Annotated in this window: 21 protein-coding genes and 1 tRNA gene; 12 read left to right on the top strand and 10 right to left on the bottom strand. The window is 67.7% G+C overall.

Annotation, left to right across the window (positions count from 1 at the left end; translation table 11 throughout):
* Positions 1–32 precede the first annotated feature (32 nt).
* The 8 genes from EO141_RS08645 to EO141_RS08610 all read left to right on the top strand — a co-directional run bounded on the left by EO141_RS08645 (position 33) and on the right by EO141_RS08610 (position 7,592).
* The gene (locus EO141_RS08645; protein ID WP_127168979.1) at positions 33–494 is read left to right on the top strand and encodes a cupin domain-containing protein; all 462 of its coding nucleotides are present in this window, start codon (positions 33–35) and stop codon (positions 492–494) included.
* A 91-nt stretch (positions 495–585) separates the two neighbouring features.
* Complete coding sequence (locus EO141_RS08640) at positions 586–1,605, top strand: TraB/GumN family protein (protein ID WP_164739127.1); 1,020 nt, start codon at positions 586–588, stop codon at positions 1,603–1,605.
* Between the two features lie 135 nt (positions 1,606–1,740).
* Positions 1,741–2,772, top strand: coding sequence for a 3-oxoacyl-[acyl-carrier-protein] synthase III C-terminal domain-containing protein (locus EO141_RS08635; RefSeq protein WP_164739126.1), 1,032 nt, complete (start codon positions 1,741–1,743; stop codon positions 2,770–2,772).
* 35 nt (positions 2,773–2,807) lie between these two features.
* Positions 2,808–3,656 carry an MBL fold metallo-hydrolase gene (locus EO141_RS08630; RefSeq protein ID WP_104647969.1) on the top strand — a complete coding sequence of 283 codons (849 nt, stop codon included), beginning with the start codon at positions 2,808–2,810 and terminating at the stop codon, positions 3,654–3,656.
* Positions 3,653–4,612 carry an NAD(P)-dependent oxidoreductase gene (locus EO141_RS08625; protein ID WP_127168977.1) on the top strand — a complete coding sequence of 320 codons (960 nt, stop codon included), beginning with the start codon at positions 3,653–3,655 and terminating at the stop codon, positions 4,610–4,612. The genes EO141_RS08630 and EO141_RS08625 overlap by 4 nt, the downstream gene beginning before the upstream one ends.
* Positions 4,603–5,757 (top strand): glycosyltransferase, encoded by a 1,155-nt coding sequence (locus EO141_RS08620; protein WP_127168976.1) that lies wholly within the window; start codon positions 4,603–4,605, stop codon positions 5,755–5,757. The genes EO141_RS08625 and EO141_RS08620 overlap by 10 nt, the downstream gene beginning before the upstream one ends.
* A complete protein-coding gene (locus tag EO141_RS08615; protein ID WP_119131353.1) occupies positions 5,735–6,346 on the top strand; it encodes a hypothetical protein in 612 nt (203 codons plus the stop codon). The genes EO141_RS08620 and EO141_RS08615 overlap by 23 nt, the downstream gene beginning before the upstream one ends.
* Positions 6,336–7,592 carry a glycosyltransferase gene (locus tag EO141_RS08610; RefSeq protein ID WP_127168975.1) on the top strand — a complete coding sequence of 419 codons (1,257 nt, stop codon included), beginning with the start codon at positions 6,336–6,338 and terminating at the stop codon, positions 7,590–7,592. The genes EO141_RS08615 and EO141_RS08610 overlap by 11 nt, the downstream gene beginning before the upstream one ends.
* A gap of 135 nt (positions 7,593–7,727) precedes the next feature.
* Here EO141_RS08610 and dxs read toward each other — a convergent pair whose 3' ends face one another.
* From dxs to EO141_RS08585, 5 genes are all read right to left on the bottom strand, one after another.
* A complete protein-coding gene (dxs, locus tag EO141_RS08605) occupies positions 7,728–9,644 on the bottom strand; it encodes a 1-deoxy-D-xylulose-5-phosphate synthase (protein WP_127169214.1) in 1,917 nt (638 codons plus the stop codon).
* 394 nt (positions 9,645–10,038) lie between these two features.
* The gene (locus EO141_RS08600; RefSeq protein ID WP_053045183.1) at positions 10,039–10,695 is read right to left on the bottom strand and encodes an HNH endonuclease; all 657 of its coding nucleotides are present in this window, start codon (positions 10,693–10,695) and stop codon (positions 10,039–10,041) included.
* Positions 10,696–11,240: 545 nt separating this feature from the next.
* Positions 11,241–13,034 carry an acyl-CoA dehydrogenase C-terminal domain-containing protein gene (locus EO141_RS08595; RefSeq protein WP_104647965.1) on the bottom strand — a complete coding sequence of 598 codons (1,794 nt, stop codon included), beginning with the start codon at positions 13,032–13,034 and terminating at the stop codon, positions 11,241–11,243.
* 37 nt (positions 13,035–13,071) lie between these two features.
* A complete protein-coding gene (locus EO141_RS08590) occupies positions 13,072–13,548 on the bottom strand; it encodes an LEA type 2 family protein (RefSeq protein ID WP_104647964.1) in 477 nt (158 codons plus the stop codon).
* A gap of 125 nt (positions 13,549–13,673) precedes the next feature.
* Positions 13,674–14,210, bottom strand: a complete 537-nt coding sequence (locus tag EO141_RS08585) for a lipocalin family protein (protein ID WP_127168974.1) — start codon at positions 14,208–14,210, stop codon at positions 13,674–13,676.
* Between the two features lie 179 nt (positions 14,211–14,389).
* On the opposite strand from EO141_RS08585, the gene EO141_RS08580 reads away from it, so the two are divergent.
* The 3 genes from EO141_RS08580 to EO141_RS08570 all read left to right on the top strand — a co-directional run bounded on the left by EO141_RS08580 (position 14,390) and on the right by EO141_RS08570 (position 16,048).
* Positions 14,390–14,465, top strand: a tRNA-Phe gene (locus tag EO141_RS08580).
* Between the two features lie 321 nt (positions 14,466–14,786).
* Positions 14,787–15,044, top strand: coding sequence for a hypothetical protein (locus EO141_RS08575; RefSeq protein ID WP_104582079.1), 258 nt, complete (start codon positions 14,787–14,789; stop codon positions 15,042–15,044).
* 401 nt (positions 15,045–15,445) lie between these two features.
* A complete protein-coding gene (locus EO141_RS08570; RefSeq protein WP_104647963.1) occupies positions 15,446–16,048 on the top strand; it encodes a hypothetical protein in 603 nt (200 codons plus the stop codon).
* A gap of 13 nt (positions 16,049–16,061) precedes the next feature.
* Here the strand turns inward: EO141_RS08570 and EO141_RS08565 are convergent, their stop codons facing one another.
* Positions 16,062–16,736, bottom strand: a complete 675-nt coding sequence (locus tag EO141_RS08565) for a methyltransferase domain-containing protein (protein ID WP_127168973.1) — start codon at positions 16,734–16,736, stop codon at positions 16,062–16,064.
* Positions 16,737–17,221: 485 nt separating this feature from the next.
* Between EO141_RS08565 and EO141_RS08560 the strand changes: the two genes are divergently transcribed.
* Positions 17,222–18,844: a hybrid sensor histidine kinase/response regulator gene (locus EO141_RS08560; RefSeq protein WP_104648251.1), complete on the top strand. Its 1,623-nt coding sequence runs from the start codon at positions 17,222–17,224 to the stop codon at positions 18,842–18,844.
* Positions 18,845–19,108: 264 nt separating this feature from the next.
* Here EO141_RS08560 and EO141_RS08555 read toward each other — a convergent pair whose 3' ends face one another.
* The 4 genes from EO141_RS08555 to ftsY all read right to left on the bottom strand — a co-directional run bounded on the left by EO141_RS08555 (position 19,109) and on the right by ftsY (position 22,461).
* Positions 19,109–19,387 carry an oxidative damage protection protein gene (locus EO141_RS08555; RefSeq protein ID WP_104647961.1) on the bottom strand — a complete coding sequence of 93 codons (279 nt, stop codon included), beginning with the start codon at positions 19,385–19,387 and terminating at the stop codon, positions 19,109–19,111.
* A gap of 22 nt (positions 19,388–19,409) precedes the next feature.
* Positions 19,410–20,483, bottom strand: coding sequence for an A/G-specific adenine glycosylase (gene mutY / locus EO141_RS08550; protein WP_127168972.1), 1,074 nt, complete (start codon positions 20,481–20,483; stop codon positions 19,410–19,412).
* A gap of 76 nt (positions 20,484–20,559) precedes the next feature.
* Positions 20,560–20,751, bottom strand: coding sequence for a hypothetical protein (locus EO141_RS08545; protein WP_241236639.1), 192 nt, complete (start codon positions 20,749–20,751; stop codon positions 20,560–20,562).
* Between the two features lie 72 nt (positions 20,752–20,823).
* On the bottom strand, positions 20,824–22,461 hold the full coding sequence (gene ftsY, locus EO141_RS08540) for a signal recognition particle-docking protein FtsY (RefSeq protein ID WP_164739125.1): 1,638 nt from the start codon (positions 22,459–22,461) through the stop codon (positions 20,824–20,826).
* Positions 22,462–22,645: the final 184 nt, after the last annotated feature.

Here is a 22,645-nt window from a genome sequence, read left to right as displayed (position 1 = left end):
ACGTGCGGCGTTGGCTGGCTTAGCATGTACGTATGCATCCGACCGCCGCCACCCTGATCCGTTCGCTCGAACTCGCCCCGCATCCGGAGGGCGGGCATTTCCGTCGGGTGTATGCGTCCGCGCGCCAGGTGACCGATGGCGGCCAGCCGCGCCCGGCGCTGACTGCCATCCGCTTCCTGCTCGCTGCCGGCGAATCCAGCGCCTGGCATCGCGTGGATGCGGAAGAAAGCTGGCATTGGCAGCAGGGCGATGCGCTGGAGCTGTCGATCTACGACGAGGCCAGCGGACAGCTGCAACGCCTGATCCTGGATGCCGCCGGGCGCGGCGAGCCGATGCACGTGGTGCCGGCGGGGTGCTGGCAGGCGGCGCGGTCGCTGGGTGATTTCACCCTGGTGGGCTGCACGGTCTCGCCGGGGTTCGTCTGGGAGGGCTTCGCACTGCTCGACGGCGCCTCGCCGCTGGCTGCGCACCTGGCCAGCCTGGAGCCACGCTGAGCCAGCGACGACGGCGGTGTCGAACGTTTCCCTAACGCGGCCAGGGCCGGCTTGGCGTAGTGTCCGCGTCTCACACAGGGGGCGAGACGTGATGCGAGGCCAGCGGGCGGTATGCGGCGTGGGAGCGATGCTGGTGTCGTTGCTGGCGGCGGCCAGCGCTGGCGCGAAGCCGCAGTTGGCCGCGCCTTCACCGCCGGCCGTGGTCGAGCTGGAGGCGATGGTGGTGCGCGGCGTGCAGCCCGGCCCGGGCTTGTGGAAGGTCAGCAAGGGCGATCATGTGCTGTGGATCCTGGGCACCGTCTCGCCGCTGCCGAAGCGGCTGCAGTGGCAGTCCACCGAGGTGGAAACGATCATCGCCCAGTCGCAGCAGGTGCTGATGGCACCGACCGTCCAGATCGATGCGGACATGGGATTCTTCGGCAAACTGACCCTGCTGCCCTCGGCGATGAAGGCGATGAAGAACGAAGACGGCCGCGAGCTGCGCGAGCTGCTGCCGGCCGAGCTATATGCACGCTGGTCGGTTGCCAAGGCGCGTTATCTCGGCAGCGATCGCGGGGTGGAGCGCAAGCGCCCGATGCTTGCCGCCGGGGAGTTGTATCAGGCAGCGATCAAGCGTTCCGGCCTGGCGCGCTCGCCGGTGATCTGGTCGGTGGTGGAGCGTGCCGCCAAGCGCGCCGGGATCAAGCCGACCCCCACCGCGCTGGATTACAAGATCGCCGACCCACGCCAGGCCATCAAGGAGTTCCGCGCCGGCGGCATGGACGACACCGCGTGCTTTCGCAGCATCCTGGTCACCGTCGAGCGCGACCTGCCCACGATGGTCGAGCGCGCCAACGCCTGGTCGGTGGGCGATATCGAGGCACTGCGCCAGTTGCCACGCGAAGATCCGCAAGCGGCCTGCATGAGTGCCATGGCCAGTTCCGGCGCCGCCAGGAAGCGTGGGATCGACGATCTGGAACGGCGCATGCGCGAGCACTGGCTGGGCATCGCCACCACCGCGCTGCAACGCAATCGCAGCACCTTCGCGGTGCTGCCGATCAGCCGGCTGACCGCGGCCGATGGCTATCTGGCGCGCTTGCAGGCGCTGGGGTACGCGGTGGAAGCGCCCTGAAACGTGGGCACGCATGCGTGGCGATCGTCGGCTGGAACGAGGTGGTGAGCGGCTGAGCGCTCGCCGTCCTCGCAGGCAGGCGATGCGCATTGCGCGCTCCGGCGATCGATCGGCTCGGTCCACGCCAGCCACGGTATGCTGCGCGCCTTGTCCAACGAGACCTCCGTGTTGAACGCATTGCCGCTGCGCATCCTGGGCACCGGGCGCCATGTCCCCGCGACGGAGGTGACCTCGCAACAGCTGGATCAACGCTGGCAGCTGCCGGCGGGCACCACCTTCGCGCGCTCGGGGGTGGCCACGCGCCATTACGTGGGCGAGGGCGAGACGGCCTCGTCGATGGGTGCGGCGGCGGCGGCCCAGGCGCTGGCAAGCGCGGGCATCGACGCCGATCAGATCGATTGCCTGATTTCGGCCTGCAGCGTCATGGAGCAGCCGATTCCCTGCCAGGCGGTGTTGATCCAGCGCGCGCTCGGGCTGGGCGATTCGGGCATTCCTGCCTTCGACGTCAACGCGACCTGCCTGAGCTTTCTGGTGGCCCTGGACATGGCCGCCAATGCGTTGGCGCTCGGGCGCTACCGGCGCGTGTTGATCGTCTCCAGCGAGGTGGCATCGGGTGGGCTGGATGCGTCGACGCCGGCCACGGCCGGCTTGTTCGGCGATGGGGCGGCTGCGGTGGTCGTGACGCGCAGCGCCGCCGATGATGGCTCGGCACTGCTGTCCAGCCGCCTGGCCAGCTACGGCGATGGCGCGGAGCTGTGCCGCATTCGCGGCGGCGGCACGCGCTATCCGCGTGGCGAAGAGCAGGCGCCCGATGCCTTGCGCAGCTTCAGCATGGATGGGCGTGGCGCCTACCGGTTCGCTGCACGCCAGCTGCCTGCATTCTGGGAACAACTGCTGCGCGAGGCCGGCACCACCACGGCAGCGTTGCGCTGCCTGGTGCCGCACCAGGCCTCCGGCGGCGGCCTGGAGCATGTGGTACAGGCGCTGGGGCTGCGCCCCGATCAGGTGGTTCGCATCCTGCAGGACACCGGCAACCAGGTCGCCGCATCGCTGCCGCATGCCTTGCATCACGCCCGGGTCGAGCAACGCCTGCAGCGCGGCGATCTGTTCGCGCTGCTCGGCACCGGTGCCGGGCTGGCGATCGGCGGCATGGTGTTGCGGTACTAGGGCGTGTGCGCATGCTCCGACCAGGTCGCGCGCTGATGCCGCCGCGCGTGTCGCTCGAGTTGCTGCGTATCGGCCATTGCCGCCACTGCGAGCGCATGGTGCGTGCGGACGGCCACTGGCATGCGGTGGAATTCCCCGCGTTGAGCGTGCTGATCCGGCATCCGCAGCGCGGCGCGCTGTTGTACGACACCGGGTATGCCGCGCATTTCTTCCGCGCGACCGATCCCTGGCCAGAGCGTCTGTATCGCTGGACCACGCCGGTGCGCCTGCCCGCGCACGAAACGCTGGGCGCTCAACTGGCACGCCGCGGCGTGCAGCTGGAGGAGATCGCCTGGTGCCTGATCTCGCACTTCCATGCCGACCATGTCGGCGGCCTGCGCGATCTGCCGAACGCCCGTTTCATCTGCCTGCGTGCCGACTATCAGCAGCTGCGTGCCTGCTCACGCGTCGGCGGCCTGCGGCGTGCCTTGTTGCCGCAGCTGCTCCCTGAAGATTTCGATCGGCGCCTGCGGTTTGCCGAGCAGGCACCGGTGCGCGCGCTGACCGGCGCCTGGCAGGGCCTGGGCGCGGCCTACGATCTGTTCGACGACGGCAGCGTGCTGGCGGTGCCCTTGCCCGGGCACGTACCCGGGCAGATGGGCCTGTGGTTGCGCGACCAGCACGACCGCGAGGTGTTGCTGTGCGCCGATGCGGTGTGGTCGTCGGCAACCTGGGCGACGCTGCAGTGGCCTGCCTGGCCCACGCGTTTGTTGATGCACGATTGGCACGCGTTCCGGCGCACCGTGCAGCAATTGCATGCGCTGTCGCTTGCCCATCCCGAGTTGGCCATCCTGCCTTCGCATTGCCAACCCAGTCTTGACCGTTATCAACCGGAGTGGCGATGAGCCTGCGTATTCTCGTGACCGGCGCATCCGGCTTTGTCGGTGGTTCCTTCCTGCGACGTTTTCAGGGGCAGCCGGGTGTGGAGATCCACGGCATCGGTCGTCGTGCCAGCGATCTGCCCAACTACCATCGCATCGACCTGAGTCAGCCGTTTTCGCTGCAGTGGCAGCCGGATGTGGTGATCCACGCCGCGGCCTTGGCCTCGCCGTGGGGCACGCGTGCGCAGTTCCAGCGGCACAACGTCCAGGCCACCGCCAACGTCATCGACTTCTGCAAGCGTCACGGCTGCCCGCGTCTGCTGTATGTGTCGTCCAGTTCGGTGTTCTATCGCGAAGCGCATCAATACGACCTGAGCGAGGACAGCCCGATCGGGCCGGCGTTCGTCAACACCTATGCGCAGACCAAGTACCTTGGCGAAATGCTGCTGGAGCACTATCCGGGCGACACCTGCGTGCTGCGCCCGCGTGCGGTGTTCGGCCCGGGAGACACGGTGCTGTTCCCGCGCGTGATCGCCGCTGCGCGCAAGGGGGCGCTGCCACGCTTCGTCGGCCAGACGCAGCCGGTGATCGGCGACCTGATCTACATCGATACGCTGTGCGATTACCTCTATCGCGCGGCGACGGCGCCGCAGTTGCAGCCGGCCTACAACCTCACCAACGCCCAGCCGGTGGATCTGCAGCAGCTGTTGCTGGACCTGCTCACGCGCCTGCAGCTGCCGCTGCCGCGACGCGAGGTGCGCATCGCCACTGCGCTGCGCATGGCCAGCGTGGTGGAGGCGGCATATCGCGTGCTGCGCCTGCGCGGCGAACCGCCGATCACCCGCTTTGGCGTGGGCGCGTTCGCCTATTCCAAGACCTTCGATCCACGACGCACGCTCGCCGACCTCGGTCCTCCCAGCGTCAGTCTGGAACAGGGCATCGAGGCATTCGTGCGTTGGCAGGCGGCGCAGTGGGCGTAGTCGTTCCGTTAGTGGCAGCCACCTATCTGGCGGTGCTGATGGTCAAGACGGCTGCGGTGCTGTGGGTGATGCGTGGGGCACGCGCGCTGCCATCGGGGGGCGCCATCGCACCCCAGGCCGAGGTGGCGATCCTGCAGCCGGTGCTGGGGGGCGATGCGCATTTGCAGCAGGTGCTTGCCGCCAACCTGCAAGCGCTGCCGGATGCGCAGTTTTTCTGGTTGCTGGATGCAGACGATGGCCCGGGAAATGCCGTTGCCGAGACCTTGGTGGCGCTGCATCCGCATGTACGTATCGCGCGCATGCAGGTGCCGGCCGCGCCAGCCGGGATCAATCCCAAGGCGTGGAAGCTCGACCACGCGCTGGCGCATGTGCAGGCGCCGATCAGCCTGATCCTCGACGACGATGCACAACTGGGCGCCGGCGCGCTCGCACGTTTGCTGCAGGATCTGGCCGATGCCGATGTGGTGACTGCATTGCCGTACTACCAGGACGGCAGCACGCTGGCGGGCCGGCTGTTGTCGCAGTTCGTCAACAACAATGCGGCGCTGACCTATCTGGGTTGGCTGCCGTTTGCCGCGCCGTTGACCATCAACGGCATGTGCTATGCCGCGCGGACCGAGCAACTGCGCGCCTGGGGCGGGTTTGCCGCGTTGCTCGAGCAGCTCACCGACGATCTGGCCGTCGCCACGTTGGTACGTGAGCGCGGCGGGCGGCTGCACCAATCCGTCGCGCCGGTGGCGATGCGCACTGCGATCCCGGATCTGGCCAGCTACGCACGCCAGATGCATCGATGGATGTTGTTCGCGTCGATCCTGCTGCGTCGGCAGACAGTGGGCGTGGGCCTGGCCATCGGCCTGCTGCAGGGGCTGCCGCCGTTGTTGCTGCTGGCCTTGCTGGTGTGTGCCTGCGTGCAGGCGACCTGGCCGGCAGTGGCCGGCGTGCTGTGCACCGTGCTGCTGCGTGCGCTGCTGCTGTGCCTGGTGCAATGGCGGGTGACCGGTGCGGTGCGCCACCGTCCGTTGCTGTCGGTCGTCGCGGAGTGCCTGCAGCCGCTGCATCTGCTGCATGCGGCGCTGGTGCGCACGATCCGCTGGCGCACCCGGCGTTACCGCGTGTTGCCGGATGGACGTTTCCGTGCGGACTGACGGCGCCAGCGTGCAGGTCGCCTTTCTCACCGGGCAAAGCGATCCGGAGCGCTGTGCGTTGAGCGGGGAACAACAGCAGTTTCTGCACCAGCTGCAGGGCGCGGGCCGGCGGCTGATCGACTGCAATTATCCGTATCGCTCCGCTGGCCCACCGCACCGGCGCACACCGCTGTGGCGCGCCAGCGTGTGCAACGCGCGCCAGTATCTGGCCGCACGCGGCGCACGCGTCGCGGACGCCGATCGCATGCGCGTGGCGGCGCTGCTGGAGCAGGCACCGAGAACGGTGCTGTTGGCCGGCAGTTGTGGCCTGCAGCTGCTGACCGCGTTGCAGCTGCCGCAGGCGCTGCGCGCGCGTCTTGCCGTGTTTGCCTATGGCCCGGTGTGCACTGCGCCTGCGACGTTCGGACAGTTGCGCATCGTCCAGGGCCGTGGCGACTGGATCTCGCGCCTGCTGTTCGGCGCTGCGCCCGATCTGAGGCCGGCATGCGGGCATCTGCACTATCTGCGCGATGCAACGGTGCTGGCCGAGTGCCAGGCCTTTATCGCGCAGATCGAGCAGGCAGTGCAGGGGAGTGACCATGCGCATTGATCTGGTCGCACCCCCGTATAGCGGCCATCTGCATCCGATTCTGGCGATCGCCCTGCAGCTGGCGCCGCATCACGAGGTCCACGTCATCAGTACGCCGGCGGCACTGGCGCGCATCCATGCCTGCGGGCTGAGCGGCGTCAGCGTGCTGGACGCGCAAGCCGACCGGCAACTGCGCGAGATCGCCAATCCGCCGTATGCGGTGGGCCACAATCCCTTGCGGCTGCGCCGCCAGTTGCACCAGGCGCTTGGCCTGATGGCGCGGCTGGGCGATGCGGTACGGCAGCGCTGGTGCGACCGCAGGCCGGACCTGGTGATCGTCGATTTCACCTTGCCCAGCGCGGGATTGGCGGCACAGGCGATGGGCATCGCCTGGTGGACCAGCATGCCGTCGCCATGCGTGATCGAAACCGGCGACGGGCCTCCGGCGTATTTCGGTGGTCTGCTTCCGGCATCCACGGCACGGCAGCGGATCTGGCATGCCATGGCGCGGCGGCTGACGCGTGGATTCAAACGGAGCCTGCACCTGTGTTATCGCGGTCAGATGCGTGCAGCCGGATTGCCGGCGATCTATCGCAACGACCGCAGCGAGGCGGTGTATTCGCCGCACTGCATCCTGGCCCTGGGGCTGCCGTCGTTCGAGCTGGCCCGGCGCTGGCCTGCGGCAGTGCGCTTCGTCGGGCCGCAGCTGTGTACGCCGCCATCGACGGTTGCGCCGCCGCAGTTCGTCCCCGGTCGTCGGCACGTGCTGGTGACGCTGGGCACGCACCTGCAGTGGGTCAAGCAGCGGATGGACCAGGTGCTGCGTGCGGTGGCCGTGCAGTTCCCGCAGGTGATCTTCCACTTCAGCGATGGCGATACCGCCGCGCCGCCAGCGCAGGTGCACGGCAACTACCAGCGCCTGCCGTACGTGGACTACGCACGGCAGCTGCATCGCTACGCCCTGGTCGTCCACCACGGCGGTGCCGGCATCCTGTATGCCTGCCTGGCCGCAGGGCTGCCGTCGATCGTCTATCCACTGGATTACGACCAGTTCGACCACGCCGCGCGCCTGCACAGCGCAGCTGCGTCGCGGTGGCTGCGCAAGCTGGATGACCTGCCTGCGTTGTTGCGCCAGGCGCTTGCTGCCACCGGGGTGCCGGCGGGTGTGGGTAGATTGCAGGCAGAACTGCGCGACATCGAGGCGCAGGCGCGCATCGTGCGGCTGGTGGATGCGTTTGCACGCACCGGCGCGGTGCCGCAGATCTGAGGCCTCATCGGGCGGATCGCCTACGCCCGGCGGCAATCCATCAGCGTCAACATGTGGCGCACGGCATTGCCGGGACCGGCAGGCGATTTTCCAACCGCCTGCCGCGCCTACCGCTGCGTGCAACCAGCGCAGGCCTCAGCCTGCAGCCGCATTCCGCGAGGGCGCCTTGCCCGCCATCAACTGCGGCCAGCGCTTGAGCACGGCGCCGCGGATGCCGGCCTGGTCGATGCCGGCTTCGGCCAGCAGGTCTTCGCGGCTGGCGTGGTGCTGGAAGCTGTCCGGCAGGCCCAGGTGCAGCATCGGCAGGGTGACCGCTTCGGCGTTGAGCAGTTCTGCCACGCCCGAGCCGGCGCCGCCGGCGACGACATTGTCTTCGATGGTGACGAAGCCTTCGTGGCTGCTGGCCAGCTCCAGCAGCATGGCTTTGTCGAGCGGTTTGACGAAGCGCATGTTGACCACGGTCAGGCCAAGCTCGCGGCCGACCGCTTCGGCCGCATCCACGCTTGCGCCAAAGCCCAGCAGGGCGATGCGTGTGCCACTGTGGCGCAGCTGCGCCTTGCCGATCGGCAGGGTGGTCAGCGAGGCGTCCAGGGCCACGCCCGGGCCGGTGCCGCGCGGGTAGCGCACGGCCGCCGGGCCTTCGTAACGCACGCCGGTGGTCAGCATCTGACGGCATTCGGCCTCGTCGGCCGGCGCCATCACCACCATGTGCGGGACGCAGCGCAGGAAGCTCAGATCCAGGTTGCCGGCGTGGGTGGCGCCGTCCGGGCCGACCACGCCGCCGCGGTCGATCGCAAACAGCACGTCGAGCTTCTGTACGGCCACGTCGTGCACCAGCTGGTCGTAGCCGCGCTGCAGGAAGGTGGAGTAGATCGCCACCACCGGTTTGGCGCCTTGCGTGGCCATGCCGGCGGCCAGCGTCACCGCATGCTGCTCGGCAATCGCCACGTCGAAATAGCGCTGCGGATATTCCTTGCTGAAGCGCACCAGGCCCGAGCCTTCGCGCATCGCCGGGGTGATTACCAGCAGCCTGGGTTCGGCCGCCGCCATGTCGCAGACCCAGTCGCTGAAGACATCGGTATAGGTCGGCTTCTTGGCGCCGGTCTTGGCGACCAGGCCCTTGCTCGGGTCGAACGGACCGACGGCGTGGTAGCCGATCTGGTCGCCTTCGGCCAGTTCGTAGCCCTTGCCCTTGGTGGTGATGACGTGCAGCAGCTGCGGGCCCTTGAGGGTCTTGAGCGTCTTCAGTGCGCCGACCAGGCCAGGCAGGTCATGGCCGTCGATCGGGCCGGTGTAGTGAAAGCCCATTTCCTCGAACAGCGTGGACGGCACGAACATGCCTTTCCAGTGTTCTTCCCAGCGCCGCACGAAGCGCGCGGTGGGGTTGTTCTTCTTGTCGCCGAGGATCTTCTTGCCGCCCTCGCGGATCGCATTGAGGGTGCGGCTGCCGCTGGCACGCCCCAGCATCTTGGTCAGCCCGCCGACCGCTTCGGAGATCGACATGCGGTTGTCGTTGAGGATCACCAGCAGGTTCGGCTCCGGGTTCATGCCGCCGGCGTGGTTGAGTGCCTCGTAGACCATGCCGGCGGTCATCGCGCCGTCGCCGATCACCGCCACCACCTTGCGCTCGTCGCCACTGCGCTGCGCGGCGATCGCCATGCCCAGCGCAGCCGAGATCGAGGTCGAGGAATGCCCGACGCCGAAGGTGTCGTAGATGCTCTCTTCGCGCTTGGGGAACGGCGCCACGCCGTCCTTCTGCTTGACCGTGTGGATCTGGTCGCGGCGGCCGGTGAGGATCTTGTGCGGATAGGTCTGATGGCCCACGTCCCAGACCAGCTGATCGACCGGGGTCTGATACAGGTAGTGCAGGGCCACGGTGAGTTCGATCACGCCCAGGCCGGCCGCAAAATGCCCGCCGCTCTTGCCCACCGATTCGATGAGGTAGGCGCGCAGCTCCTCGGCGATCGCGGTGAGATCGGCCTCGTCGAAAGTGCGCAGATCGTCGGGGGTCTGGATGCGGGACAGGCGCGGATAGCGGGTGGAGTCGATCATCATCGTGTCAATGTTCTGAAGCCGTATTGTCCTCCCCATGCGAAGGCCCGGCAAGCAAACCGGTTCAGCTGTCAGCGGGAAGTGACGGTTGGGCACGGTCGGCAGTGCAGGCGCGTGCGTTGCATCCTTTGCGCAGGTGCGGCAATCCGCCGCACCCGGGTCGAAGGGACTGGGGCACTGGCCAGCGAGGCTGCATGGCCATGCGATGGGCAGGCTGGCCGGGTCGCCGTGAATGCTCGAGGAAGCATCGGGGTTGCGCATTGCGTGGAGGCGCTGTGTGCTGCATCGAGTCGACGCGCCCGCCGGCGCACGCGCTGCCACACATCGGTCGGACGATCCCACCGCCGCCCCGGCGATCCAGCCGGAGCGTCGTGTCGAGCCAGCGGGTAGCGGCCTACAGCGACAGTTTCGAGCGCTTGGGCAACTGCGCGCGCAGGAACGCCATCTGGTCGGACAGGATGTTGCGGTTGGACAGGATCAGGTGCTCGATCCAGCTGGGGCGATAAGGCACGGCCAGCAGCGGCATATGCGCCTGCTGTGGCGTCCGGTTGGCCTTGCGCGAGTTGCACTGGAAGCAGGCGGTGACCACGTTCTCCCAGCTGTCGCGGCCACCCTTGGAGACCGGCATGACGTGATCGCGGGTCAGCTGCGGGCGACTGAAGTGCTGGCCGCAATACATGCACAACTGCGAGTCGCGCGCGAACAGGGCGGTGTTGCTGAGGGTCGGCGTCGGGTCCAGCGCGCGCGAACGGGCATGCCCGCGTGCGGCGATGATGGGATGCAGTGCCAGCGTGCTGCGCTCGCCGGTGAGCCGCGACATGCCGCCGTGGATCTCCATGCAGGGCTCGCCCAGGGTCCAGGACACCGCACCGCGTGCGTACAGGCAGGCGGCGTCCTGCCAGTTGATCCAGTCCAGTACGCGACCATGCGCATCGAGCGAAAGCAGGCGCAAGGTGGGAAGTTGCTGGATTGCAGCGACAGCGCTGCCCGCGACCGGGGCTGAGGAGCCTCCGGGGACGATCACATCACCTGCGTGCGTGTCTGTCTCCATCGGGAAAACAGCTTATACCCGATCGTTGACAGTTTGTGTATCGCAGCGACGGGCCGTGGCGCGCGTCTTGCAATCAAGGGATCAGCACGGCCCGCCCGGCCGCGATGCCGCCGTGCTGCGTGCCCAATCCTTGCGCGCGTTGAACGCCTGGTTTAGCCGTAGGAGCGCACCCGGGCGCGACGTTTGCCGATCGGTACCGCCTCGTCGCGGCCAGGTCCGCTCCTACGACAGCGGTGAATCCTGCGATGTTGCCGTAGGAGCGCACCCGGGCGCGAGGTTTCGCCGATCAGTGATGCCCGTCGCGGCCAGGTCTGCTCCTACGACAGCGGTGAATCCTGCGAGGTTGCCGTAGGAGCGCACCCGGGCGCGAGGTTCGCTGATCGGTAATGCCCGTCGCGGCCAGGTCCGCTCCTACGACAGCGGTGGAATCCTGTGAGGTTGCCGTAGGAGCGCACCCGGGCGCGACGTTCGCCGATCGGTAATGCGCCGTCGCGGCCAGGCCCGCTGCTACGACGGCGGCAGCCCGCCGCGAGGAGGGCGCTTGCTCAGGCTTCGCCGAACAGCTCCGCTTCCAGCGTCATCAGCGGGGCGGCGCCGCTGCGGATGGTGGCGGCATGGGCCAGCGTGCGTGGCAACACGCGGGCGAAGTAGAAGCGTGCGGTTTCGCGCTTGGCGCGTTTGAAGTCCTCGCTGTGCGCGGAGGCATCGGCCGCGGCCACGCTGCGTGCCCACCAGTACGCCAGCACCACGTAGCCGGAATAGAACAGGTAGTCGTAGCTGGCGGCACCGAGTTCGTCCGGATTGCGCGCGGCGCGATCGAGCACGTCGCGGGTCAGCATCGCCCACTCGCTGCACTTGTCGCGCAGCGGCTTGATGAACTCGGCCAGCGCTGCGTTGCCTTCCTGTGCATTGGCAAAGCTCTCCACATCGGCCAGGAACAGCTTCAATCCGGCCGCCTGGCTGGCAGCGGTCTTGCGGCCGATCAGATCCAGCGCCTGGATGCCGGTGGTGCCTTCGTAGATGGTGGTGATGCGTGCATCGCGGGCCAGCTGCTCCATGCCGTATTCGCGGATGTAGCCATGGCCGCCGAAGCACTGCAGCGCGTGGTAGGTGTTCTCGATCGACCACTCGGTCTGGCAGGCCTTGGAGATCGGGGTGAGGAAGCTCACCAGGGTCTCGGCATCGGCGCGTTCCTGCTCGCTGGCGCCGCGGTGCGCCACGTCGACCAGGCTGGCGGCATGCAGCGCCAGCAGGCGGCTGCCTTCGGTCAGCGACTTGATGGTCAGCAGCATGCGGCGCACGTCCGGGTGCACGATGATCGGGTCGGCCGGTTTGTCGGGAAACCGGGCGCCGCTGAGCGCGCGCGACTGCAGACGTTCGCGGGTATAGCGCAGCGCGTTCTGGTAGGCCCGCTCGGACAGGCCGATGCCCTGCAGGCCGACGCTCAGGCGCGCAGTGTTCATCATCGTAAACATCGCCTGCAGGCCCTTGTGCGGCTGGCCGACCAGGTAGCCCTGCGCGCCTTCGAAGTTCATCACGCAGGTCACCGAGCCCTTGATGCCCATCTTGTGCTCGATCGAACCGCAGTGCAGCGCATTGCGTTCGCCCACGTTGCCGTCGCGGTCCACCTTGAACTTGGGGGTGACGAACAGCGAGATGCCCTTGGCGCCGGCCGGTGCGTCCGGCAATTTGGCCAGCACCAGATGCACGATGTTGTCGGTGAGATCGTGCTCGCCGGCGGTGATGAAGATCTTGGTGCCGGTGATGGCGTAGCTGCCGTCGGCGTTGGGCTCGGCGCGGGTCTTGAGCAGGCCCAGGTCGGTGCCGCAATGCGGCTCGGTCAGGCACATGGTGCCGGTCCAGCGGCCGTCGATCAGCGGCTTGAGGAAGACGTCCTGCTGCCAGGTTTCGCCGTGCTGGCGCAGCGCTTCCATCGCGCCATGCGAGAGCAGCGGGAAGTTGCCCCAGGCCAGGTTGGCGGCGTTGATCATTTCGCTCAACGGCACGCCCAGCGTGTGCGGCATGCCCTGGCCGCCGAATTGCGTCTCGGCGGTCAGCCCGTTCCAGCCGGCGCCAACGAACTGGTCGTAGGCGGCGCGGAAGCCGGGTGGGGTGGTCACCGCGTGGGTGCTCTTGTCGAAGGCGCAGCCGATTTCGTCGCCGATGCTGTTGAGCGGCGCCAGCACCTGCGCGGTGAAGCGGCCGGCCTCTTCGAGCACGGCATCGATGATGTCGGTGCTGGCGTCGGCATAGCCGAGCCGGGCAAACAGGGCCTGCGCGCCGAGCACATCGTGCAGGGCGAAGCGGAAATCGGTCAGCGGGGCGGTGTAGCTGCTCATGCGGGATCCTTCAAACGAGTGCGGGAAGGCGTGCGCGTCAGCGCAGCACGCCGTTGAGGCCGGGCGCCGGGCTGAGCGTGTTGCGCGACTCGACGCTGAAATCGCGCTGCTTCTTGTCCTGCGGCGTCGCCCATACCGTGCCCTTGAGCGCGTAAGGCAGCGAGCGGCCACCGGCCAGCACGTCGGCGACGGTGATGCGGCCCAGCGAGGTTGGCTGCACGTTGACGGTCACCACGTCGGCGGTTTCCGGGCCGATCGAGATGCCGACGGTCTGGTCGAGCTTGCCGGCGACCTGATCGCCGGCGGAAATCTCCAGCGCCACGCGCTCGAACTGCATCGGGATGCTGCTGTAGTTCTGCAGCCGCAGATCGACCGACCAGGAGCCATCGGCACGCACGGTCAATTGCTGGATGCTGGCAGCCGGCTCGGACACGCGGCGTACCGCACCGCCGCAGGCGCTCAGCAGCAGGCCGCAGGCCAGCGAGACGATCAGGAGACGGGAGGCGCGACGCATGTACTGAAGTCCTTGGCGGGATGAGGCGGCGCCAAGAATACTACGCAGTACGGTTGCTGCCTTGCTGCCGGCGCGCGTGCAATGCGGCGTGTGATGCGCGGCGCGCGGTGGGCCTGCCACCGGAGTCAGGGCAGCGACGCAGCCACGATCAGCGGCGACAGGTCGTAGCCCATCTGCGCGGCCCGGGCCTTGAGTTGTTCGAACTGCGCGCGCGGCATCTGCGGCGAGCGCGACAGGATCCAGAGATAGTTGCGATCCGGCTCGCCGACCATGGCCCATTGATAGTCCGGGTCGAGGGCGATCACCCAGTAGTCGGCCCACACCAGCGGCAACCAGCTCAACCATTCCGGGGCAAAGCGCACCTGCAGCTGCCCGGGCTGGCCAGCGACCGGGCGCGCCACCCCGTCGGCCTGGGCCAGCTCGCCATCGGCGGTGCGGCAGCCGTTGCGCACGCCGATCAGGCCATCGTCGCGCAAGGTGTAGCTGGCGGTGATGTCGCTGCGGCACTTGTTCTGGAACGACACCGGAAGATGCGCGATCTCGTGCCACTGGCCCGCGTAGCGGGAGATGTCCAGTTGCGGCACCGCGCGTACCGGCAGTTGGGCGGCGGCCGCCAGCGGCAGCAGCAAGGCGAACGACAACAGCAGGCGGGGCAGGCGCATGACAATCTCCTCCGGATCTGCGCAGGCTAGGCCACGCCGCCCGCCGCGCGGCGTGAACCGGTGCAGGAAAGCACAGGCGTCGCGCCGGCCCGCAACAAAGTTCATCGCAAGGCTTGCCCAAACTGCGGCTGCTCGCTATGATGCGCGTCCTCGCAACGCAGGCAGCATGTTGCGATAGTGGCCGAGTAGCTCAGTTGGTAGAGCAGGGGATTGAAAATCCCCGTGTCGGCGGTTCGATTCCGTCCTCGGCCACCATTTCCAAGCCTTCGTTCGCAAGGCTTCCCGGCAATCGCCGGATGTGCAATCTTCTCCCGTTTTTATTGATGCCACGTTGCAGCGATTGCTGCAGGTGGATGTGCTGCGTCTGCCGGCAGACCTGTCGCATGCGGCTGGACGAATTGCCGTGTCGCTCTGCGCTGTCACGCCAGCGTCCGGGCGCTGCCGGTTGCGTCCTCAAGGAGGCCCGGCAGCGTGCGCCGGGGGAGTAAAAGGAAGGACTGCATTTGCTCGCGAGCGGCCGGGGCGCGGCGGTTTTTTCCACGTCGTCTTCAACTGCACGTGGCGATACTTCCGCGCATGACGCACAAAACACTTCGACGCACGTTGATTCACGGGTACTGCGGTGAGTTCCGCGTGGAAACGATGGAAAGTCAGGCCCCTGGACAGACGCAGTGGTCGTCGACGGCGTTCGTGTATCACCGCGACCGCGCCTCGCCGATCGCCACGATCGAAGGTGCGGGGCAGGGCGAATACCGCGGTGATGCGCGCGAGCAGGCGCTGCGTGTGGGCTCCTGCCTGGCCGAGTTTCTGGACCCGAAGGAATATCGCCGCTGACGTCCGGCGCCGGCAGCGCGGCATCCACCTTGCCGGATCGGTGCCTGCGCCGTTGAGGCGCGCAACAGTTGCGCGCGCTGGCGCATCGCTGGAAACGCGAGCATCGATCATGGCCGCGCAAGGACACCGGCGATGCCGGCGCTCGGTACCTTGTCGCCCTGGCTGCGCCGGCGCGCTTGCAAGCTGCCGCTGGCGATGCCGCCGATGAGCATTGGCAGTCCCTGTGCCGCTGCGCCGGCAGACGTGTTCGCATCATCGAACCGGCGGACACGCGATTGAGTGCCGGTGTGATGCAATGGGCTGCAATCGCCCATGCAGACGCGATCTCACGCAGTGCATCACCGGCCGGCAGAGCTGGATCGCCGCGTATGCTGGCGTCCCATGCACATGAAGGAACGGCAATGACAACGCGATACTGGTGGTTGGCCCTGACACTGGCAGCCGTTGCGCCGTGCGGCGCAGCGACGCTGCCTGCTGCTGCGTCCAGGCTGCTGCCGTCCGGGCAAACGGTCATCGGCCTTGCCGAGGCGGATCTGAGCGGAGATGGGCGGCCGGATTATGTGGTGGCCCTGCGCGCCGCCACAGAAGATGCACGCAAGGCAGATGGCGCCCCGGCGCCGGCGCGGACCCTGCTGGTCGTGATGGCGACCGCCGATGGCGGCTTTGCGATCGCCGGGCGCAATACGCGGGTGATCTTCAAGGCCGACGAAGGCGGGCAGTGCGATCCGTTTCTGGATGGCGAAGACGGCCTGGTGGCCAAGGGCGCCTACTTCACCGTGCAAAATGGCGTGGCCTGCGGCCAGCATTGGACCGACTACATCACGTTCCGCTATGACCGTGCGCGTGGCGGGGTGTTCTTCCACAAGCGTGTGCTGGAAGGCTGGGAGATGAATTCAGACGACTCGCCCGATGCCGACGCGCTGCGCATGAGCGAGCACAAGGAGATCAAGGCCGATCCGCGCAAGCCGATCGCCCTGTCTGCCTATAACCCTGCAGTCGAGTGAAGCGGCAGGCCGCTTAGCCGCCTGCCGGCCACCAGTTGTCCAAGTTGCGCCGGTAGACGAACAGGCGCGGCGCCTTGGCCACCTGGGCGGCAGCCTGGCGCTCGCCGGCGACCAACGAAAACCCGATGTCCGCCAGCATGCGGGAGAGCGCGTTGGCATTGCCGCGGCCCGGGTCGCTGATGACGATCTCGCACGAGGGCTTGGCCAACGCGGGGATCAGGGTGGCCAGCATGGTGGCGTGGCGGCTCTCGTAGAGCACGTCGCTGGCGATGATCATGTCGAACTGGCCCATGTTCAGCGCGCCGGCGTCCCAGTCGAGCCGGCGATACGGCACCGAGTCCAGCGAGTTGAGCGCAGCGTTGTACGCCAGAAACACCTCGGCCAGCGGGTGATGGTCGCTGGCGACCACGTCGGCGCCGCGCCTGCGCAACACCAGGCTGGCCAGCCCCAGGCCGCAACCGAGTTCGAGAATGCGCTTGCCATCGATCGGGCGCGTGGCCATCGCTTCGGCCAGCAGTCGACCCGCAGGCCAGACCTGTCCAAACAGGCTCCATTGCGCCGAAGAGATGCCTGCATCGGACGCACTCTCGTCCGGATCGGCGTATTGCTGCTTATCGGCAAGTGCGCGGATGACGTAGGTCAGTTGCCCGAAGGTCAATTCGTGAATCTGGGTCTGGTAGCCCGGCATGGTGGCATCGCATGGTCGCCAGAACCTGCGCTGGCTGGAAGGACGCGCGCAACGGCGCCAGAACGGCCGAATGAAGCGCAGGAGCTGCTTGCTGCCTGCGCATGCTACGGCAAAACCGCCGATGCGCCTGCCTGCCACGGACGGCCTGTCGCGGCAGCATTAACCTGCTTTCGGCAAGCGACGGCGCAGGCAATGGCTCACAGCTGCGCGCGTGCCTGCGCGCCATCGTGTTTCGCTGGTTGACCGGGCCGTGCACGGACCATGGCTGGATGTGCCGGCGATGCGGGCACGGGGCTGATGGCCGCCGGTGCGGTGGGCATCGACGTGGTGTCAACGCAGGCGCCGCATCGGCACGTGCTGCGTCAGGCGGGTTGGGTTGCATCGGCGGGCGCGGCCGTACGGGAAAGGCTCATGGATGTGAGGGATCAGCTCACCGGCCCCAACTAGACTGTCGCCACGGGAATGGCCCCGCGGAGAACATGCACTTGAACGATCCTGGGTACGGAGAGCCACGGGCGCCTCACATCGGCGAATCACGCAGTCTTCCGGTCGAGAAACATCGCTCGGATATCTTCTTTGCGGCGGTGGAGACCACGCGGATGCCGATGACGGTGACCGACCCGCATCTGCCGGACAATCCGATCGTGTTCGCCAACCGCGCATTCCTGGAAATGACCGGGTATTCGGCAGAGGAGATCATCGGCAACAACTGCCGCTTCCTGCAGGGGCCGGAGACCGACCGCTCCAGCATCGACGATGTCCGCGAATCGATCGAAAACCGGCGCGAATTCGCCACCGAAGTGCTGAATTACCGCAAGGACGGTTCGTCGTTCTGGAATGCGCTGTTCGTCTCGCCAGTGTTCGACGAGAGCGGCCGTCTGGTGTATTTCTTCGGCTCGCAGCTGGATGTGAGCCGTCGCCGCGATGCCGAGGACGCCTTGCGCCAGGCGCAGAAGATGGAAGCGCTGGGGCAGCTGACCGGCGGCATTGCGCACGATTTCAACAATCTGTTGCAGGTGATGGCCGGCCACCTGGAAGTGATCCAGATGATGGCCAACAAGGGCGGCGACAACGCGCAGCGCATCGCCTTCAGTGCCGAGCACGCGGCTGCCGCAGCCGCCAAGGCGGCCACGCTCACGCAGCAACTGCTGGCGTTTTCGCGCAAGCAGAAGTTGCGCGGGCGGGTGGTGAACCTCAACGGCCTGGTGTCGGGCATGAACAACATGGCCGAGCGCGTGCTGGGCGGCGGCATCACCATGCAGCAGTCGCTGGACGAGCGGTTATGGAATTGCCAGATCGATACCACGCAGGCCGAAGTGGCGTTGTTGAACGTGTTGATCAACGCGCGCGATGCGATGGCGCAGGTCGAGCGCAAGCAGGTCACGGTGCAGACGCAGAATGTGGAAATCACCAGCCACGATCTGGCGATGTATCACCAGCTGGCACCGGGCCGTTATGTGAGCCTTGCGGTGAGCGATACCGGTTCGGGCATGCCGCCGGATGTCGCCAGCCGGGTCATGGAGCCGTTCTTCACCACCAAGGACGAAGGGCAGGGCACAGGCCTGGGCCTGTCGATGGTGTACGGCTTCGTCAAGCAATCCGGCGGCACCGTGCGCATTTCCAGCGAAGTGGGCGAGGGCACCACGGTGCGGCTGTACTTTCCCGCCTCCAGCGAGTTCGAGAACGAGCTGCAGGCAGCCAAGGGCCGCGCGATCGACAAGGGCGGCAGCGAGACCATCCTGATCGTGGAAGACAAGCCGGATGTGGCGGTGGTGGCGCAGATGTTCCTGGAAGATGCCGGTTACCGCATCCTGACCGCATCCAGCGGCCGCGAGGCGGTCGAGGTGCTGGAACAGCATCCGGAGGTGGACGCAGTGTTTACCGATCTGATCATGCCCGGCGGCATGAATGGCGTGGTGCTGGCACGCGAGGCGCGGCGCATGCTGCCCAGGGTCAAGGTCCTGCTGACCACCGGCTATGCCGATGCCAGCATCGAGCGCACCGACGTCGGCGGTGCGGAATTTGACGTGGTCAACAAGCCGTACACGCAGAAGGAACTGCTCAAGCGGATCCGCATGCTGCTGGATGGGCCCACCGGCGTCGGCTGAGCTGCGCGCATCCGGGCATTGCGATGCCCGGATGTCGGTTGCAGCTGGTCGGCGATCGTGCAGTGTCGCTGCGCTGCCAGGGATGCGCTGCGCCAGGCGTATCCCGCTCAGGAACGGTCAACCAGTTGTAGCGAGCAATCCTTCTGCTTGCGTAAACGGCGCAGGATCCGCAAGGCACACACGATGCACGCTGGCGCCATGCACCGGCCGCGCCTGCCCGGCACGAGCGCAGTCGCTGGCGGGCGGCGGCGAATCCTGGTGCGCTTACTCTTCGCGCATCGGCGCGACATAGCCGTCGGGCTTGTCGGCATTGCGCTCGAACAGGAACTTCTGCAACTCGGCCTCGAGAAACGCGCGGTGCTTGGGGTCGCGTGGCGAGAGCCGGTTCTCGTTGATCAGCATGGTCTGATGCGCCAGCCACGCCTGCCATGCGCTCTTGCCGATCTGCGCGAACACGCGCTGGCCGAGCTCGCCGGGATACGGCACAAAGTCCAGGCCTTCGGTGTCGCATTGCTGGTACTGGCAGAACACGGTGCGGGACATGCGGATTCCTTTGAGTGCGCGCCTAGAGGGCGTCGAGCAGTTTGCGGATCGGCGCCGGCAAGCCCAGCGATGCGAGATCGGCGCGGGCGACCCAGCGCAGATCGTCATTGTCGCGTACCACCGGGCGCAGCGCGACCTTGCGGATGCGCAAGGGCTGCAGATGCAGGCGGTAATGGCTGAAGGTGTGCACGATCAGCGGCATTTCGTCGGCGCGGTCGTAGTTGCCGTCGATATGTGCCGCGAACCATGCGCGCATGCCGCCATCGGTCTCGGCCTGCGGCAGCGTCCACAGCGAGGCCCAGATGCCGGTTGGCGGGCGGCGCTGCAGCAGGATCTGCCTGTCCGCGTTTTCCAGCAGCAAGGCGGTGGCTTCGCGTTCGGGCAATGCCTTGCCGGGCTTGGGCGTGGGCAGTGCGTCCACCAGGCCATCGCGGCGCGCGGCGCAAGCGTCCTGCAGCGGGCACAGCACGCAGGCCGGTCTGGCGCGCGTACATAGCGTGGCGCCGAGATCCATCTGCGCCTGCGTGTAGTCGGCCAGGCGGCCGGCCGGCACGTGCGCCACATGCGTCGTGGCCAGTTGCCATAACTGTTTTTCGATCACCGGCAGGCCGGGATAGCCGGCGATGCCGTGGAAGCGCGTCAGCACGCGCTTGACGTTGCCGTCCATGATCGCGAAGCGGTCGTTCCAGGCCTGGCTGAGGATCGCGCCCGCAGTGCTGCGGCCGATGCCGGGCAAGGCGAGCAAGGCATCGACATCGCGTGGCAGTTCGCCACCGTGCAGGGCCAGGCATTGTCTGGCGGCCGCGTGCAGATTGCGTGCGCGTGCGTAGTAGCCCAGCCCGGCCCAATGCGCCATCACGCTGTCGTTGTCGGCTGCGGCCAGATCGGCCAGGGTCGGAAAGCGGGCGACGAACTTCTGGAAATACGGAATGACCACCGCGACCTGGGTTTGCTGCAGCATGATTTCCGACAGCCACACCCGGTACGGCGCACGTGGATGCTGCCAGGGCAGGTCGTGGCGGCCGTGGCCGTCGAACCAGTGCAGCAGGCGGTCGACGAAAGCGTCAGCGGTGGCAGTGGCGTGGTCGGCTGGCATGGGCTCTGCTGGCGATGGAGGGCAAGGGCTTCAGGGCGGGGCCGGGCCGGCGGCGGGTGTGCTGCGACGGTGCCGCTCAGCGCAGCGGAAAGGCCAGTCCGACCAGGCACTGTTCGCAGAAAACGCCTTCATCGCCAGGGCCGTGCGGCGCGGCCGGTGCATGGTAGTAGACCGCCGCGGGAGTGGCGCGGGCCTGCTTGTGCTGCGCCGCCGGCAGGGATTGGGCAAACTCCAGTACACGTCTGGCACGCGACCAGTCGCCCGACACCTGCTACACCGTGCAGCCTGCCTGCAGCGCCTGGCTGCATAGCGGCTGCAGATGTGGGCAGGCGCGTTCCACTCAGCTGCCCAAGGCTTCCGGCAACAGGGCGTCGACGAAGGCGACCGGGTCGAACACACGCAGGTCTTCCGGGCGTTCGCCGATGCCGGCGAAGCGGATCGGGATATTGAACTCGCGGGCCAGGGCGAACACCACGCCGCCCTTGGCGGTGCCATCGAGCTTGGTCACGACCAGGCCGGTGACGCCGACCGCGGCATGGAACTGACGCAGCTGCGAAATGGCGTTCTGCCCGGTGGTGCCGTCGATGACCATCAGCACTTCGTGCGGCGCGGCGGCATCGATCTTGCCGAGCACGCGGCGGATCTTGCCCAGCTCGTTCATCAGCCCGGTCTGGGTATGCAGGCGGCCGGCGGTGTCGGCGATCAAGACCTCGGTGCCGCGCGCCTTGGCGGCCTGCAGGGCGTCGAACGCCACCGAGGCGGCGTCGGCGTTTTGCCCCTGCGCGATCACGGCCACGCCGTTGCGATCGCCCCAGGCCTGCAGCTGCGCCACCGCGGCGGCGCGGAAGGTGTCGCCGGCCGCCAGCATCAGGCTGTTGCCGTCGTCCTTGAAGCGCTTGGCCAGCTTGCCGATGGTGGTGGTCTTGCCGACACCGTTGACGCCGACGGTGAGCACCACGAAGGGCTTGGCCGCGCGGTCGATGACCAGCGGCTTGGAAACCGGCTGCAGCAGCGCGATGAGATCGGCGCGCAAGGCCTTGAACATCGCCTGCGCATCGACGAACTCGCGCGACTTCATGCGCTTGCGCAGTCCTTCGACCAGGGCGGTGGTGGCACCGATGCCGACGTCGGCGGTGATCAGCGCGGTTTCGATCTCGTCGAGCAGGTCGTCGTCGAGCTTGGGGTTGCGCGAGAACAGACCGCCGAAACTGCGCGCGAAGCTGCTGTTGCGCAGGCGATCGCGCCAGCCCGGTTTGCCGGCCGGGGCGGCCGGTAGCGCATCGCGCTGGCCGACGATGCTGTCGTTGTCGGAACTGGCCGGCACTGGGGCGCTGATCACGGCCGGGGCGACCACAATGGGGGCGGCCGCGGGCGGCGGGGCGACGACCGGCGTCGCTGCGGGCGCAGCGGGTGTGGCGGCAGGCGCAACGACGGCGGGCGTGGCAGCGGGCACGCCGGTCGGCGGTGCGACTGCGGGCGTGGCATGTTGCGACGGCGTCGGTGCCGGCGTAGCTGCCGGTGGCAGGGGCGCGCTCTGTGGCTGTACGACTACCGGCGGCACCACCACTGCCGTGGTGGGGCTGGGCGTGGCAGCGGGCATCGGATCGGGCAGCGCCTGCAGGGCCGAAGGCGCTGGTGTTGCCGGCGGTGTGGGTGCGCTGGGGACTGCGGCAACGCTCTGCGCCTGACCGGCCCGCGCGGCGATGTCCTGCGCATGCTGTTCGGCCGGTGCGGCGGCGGGCGGCGTTGCGGCCGGCGTTGGCGCTACCGGTTCGCTGCTAACGGGTGCGGCAGGCGCAGGCGATGCCGTCGTTGCCGCCGCGCCGGGTTCGGCAGTGGGCATTGCCTCGACCGGCGACGCCGGGGTGGCAGCGGAGGGCGCGGTGGGGAATGCGGCTGCCAGTTCTTCCAGGCTATAGCGCGAGGTACGCGCGCTGTCGGGCGTGGTTGGCTTGTTACGGCGGAAAAAGCTGGCCATTGGCAACGCAGTAGGGGAAACCCGAAATTCTATCATCCGGGTCCTGGTTCGCCTTGACGCGCCCTTCAGCGCGGCCTTGGCCGGCACTGCCATGCGCGCTGCGACAGCGCCGCAACCACCCAGGCAAACCGCATTGCCACAGCACCGTCGATGCTGCCGAATTCGGCATTTGTGGCAGCGATGT

It is taken from the genome of Xanthomonas sp. BRIP62415, from assembly GCF_003993515.1.
Taxonomy (GTDB): domain Bacteria; phylum Pseudomonadota; class Gammaproteobacteria; order Xanthomonadales; family Xanthomonadaceae; genus Xanthomonas; species Xanthomonas euroxanthea.
This window is presented reverse-complemented; position numbering and strand designations above follow the sequence as displayed.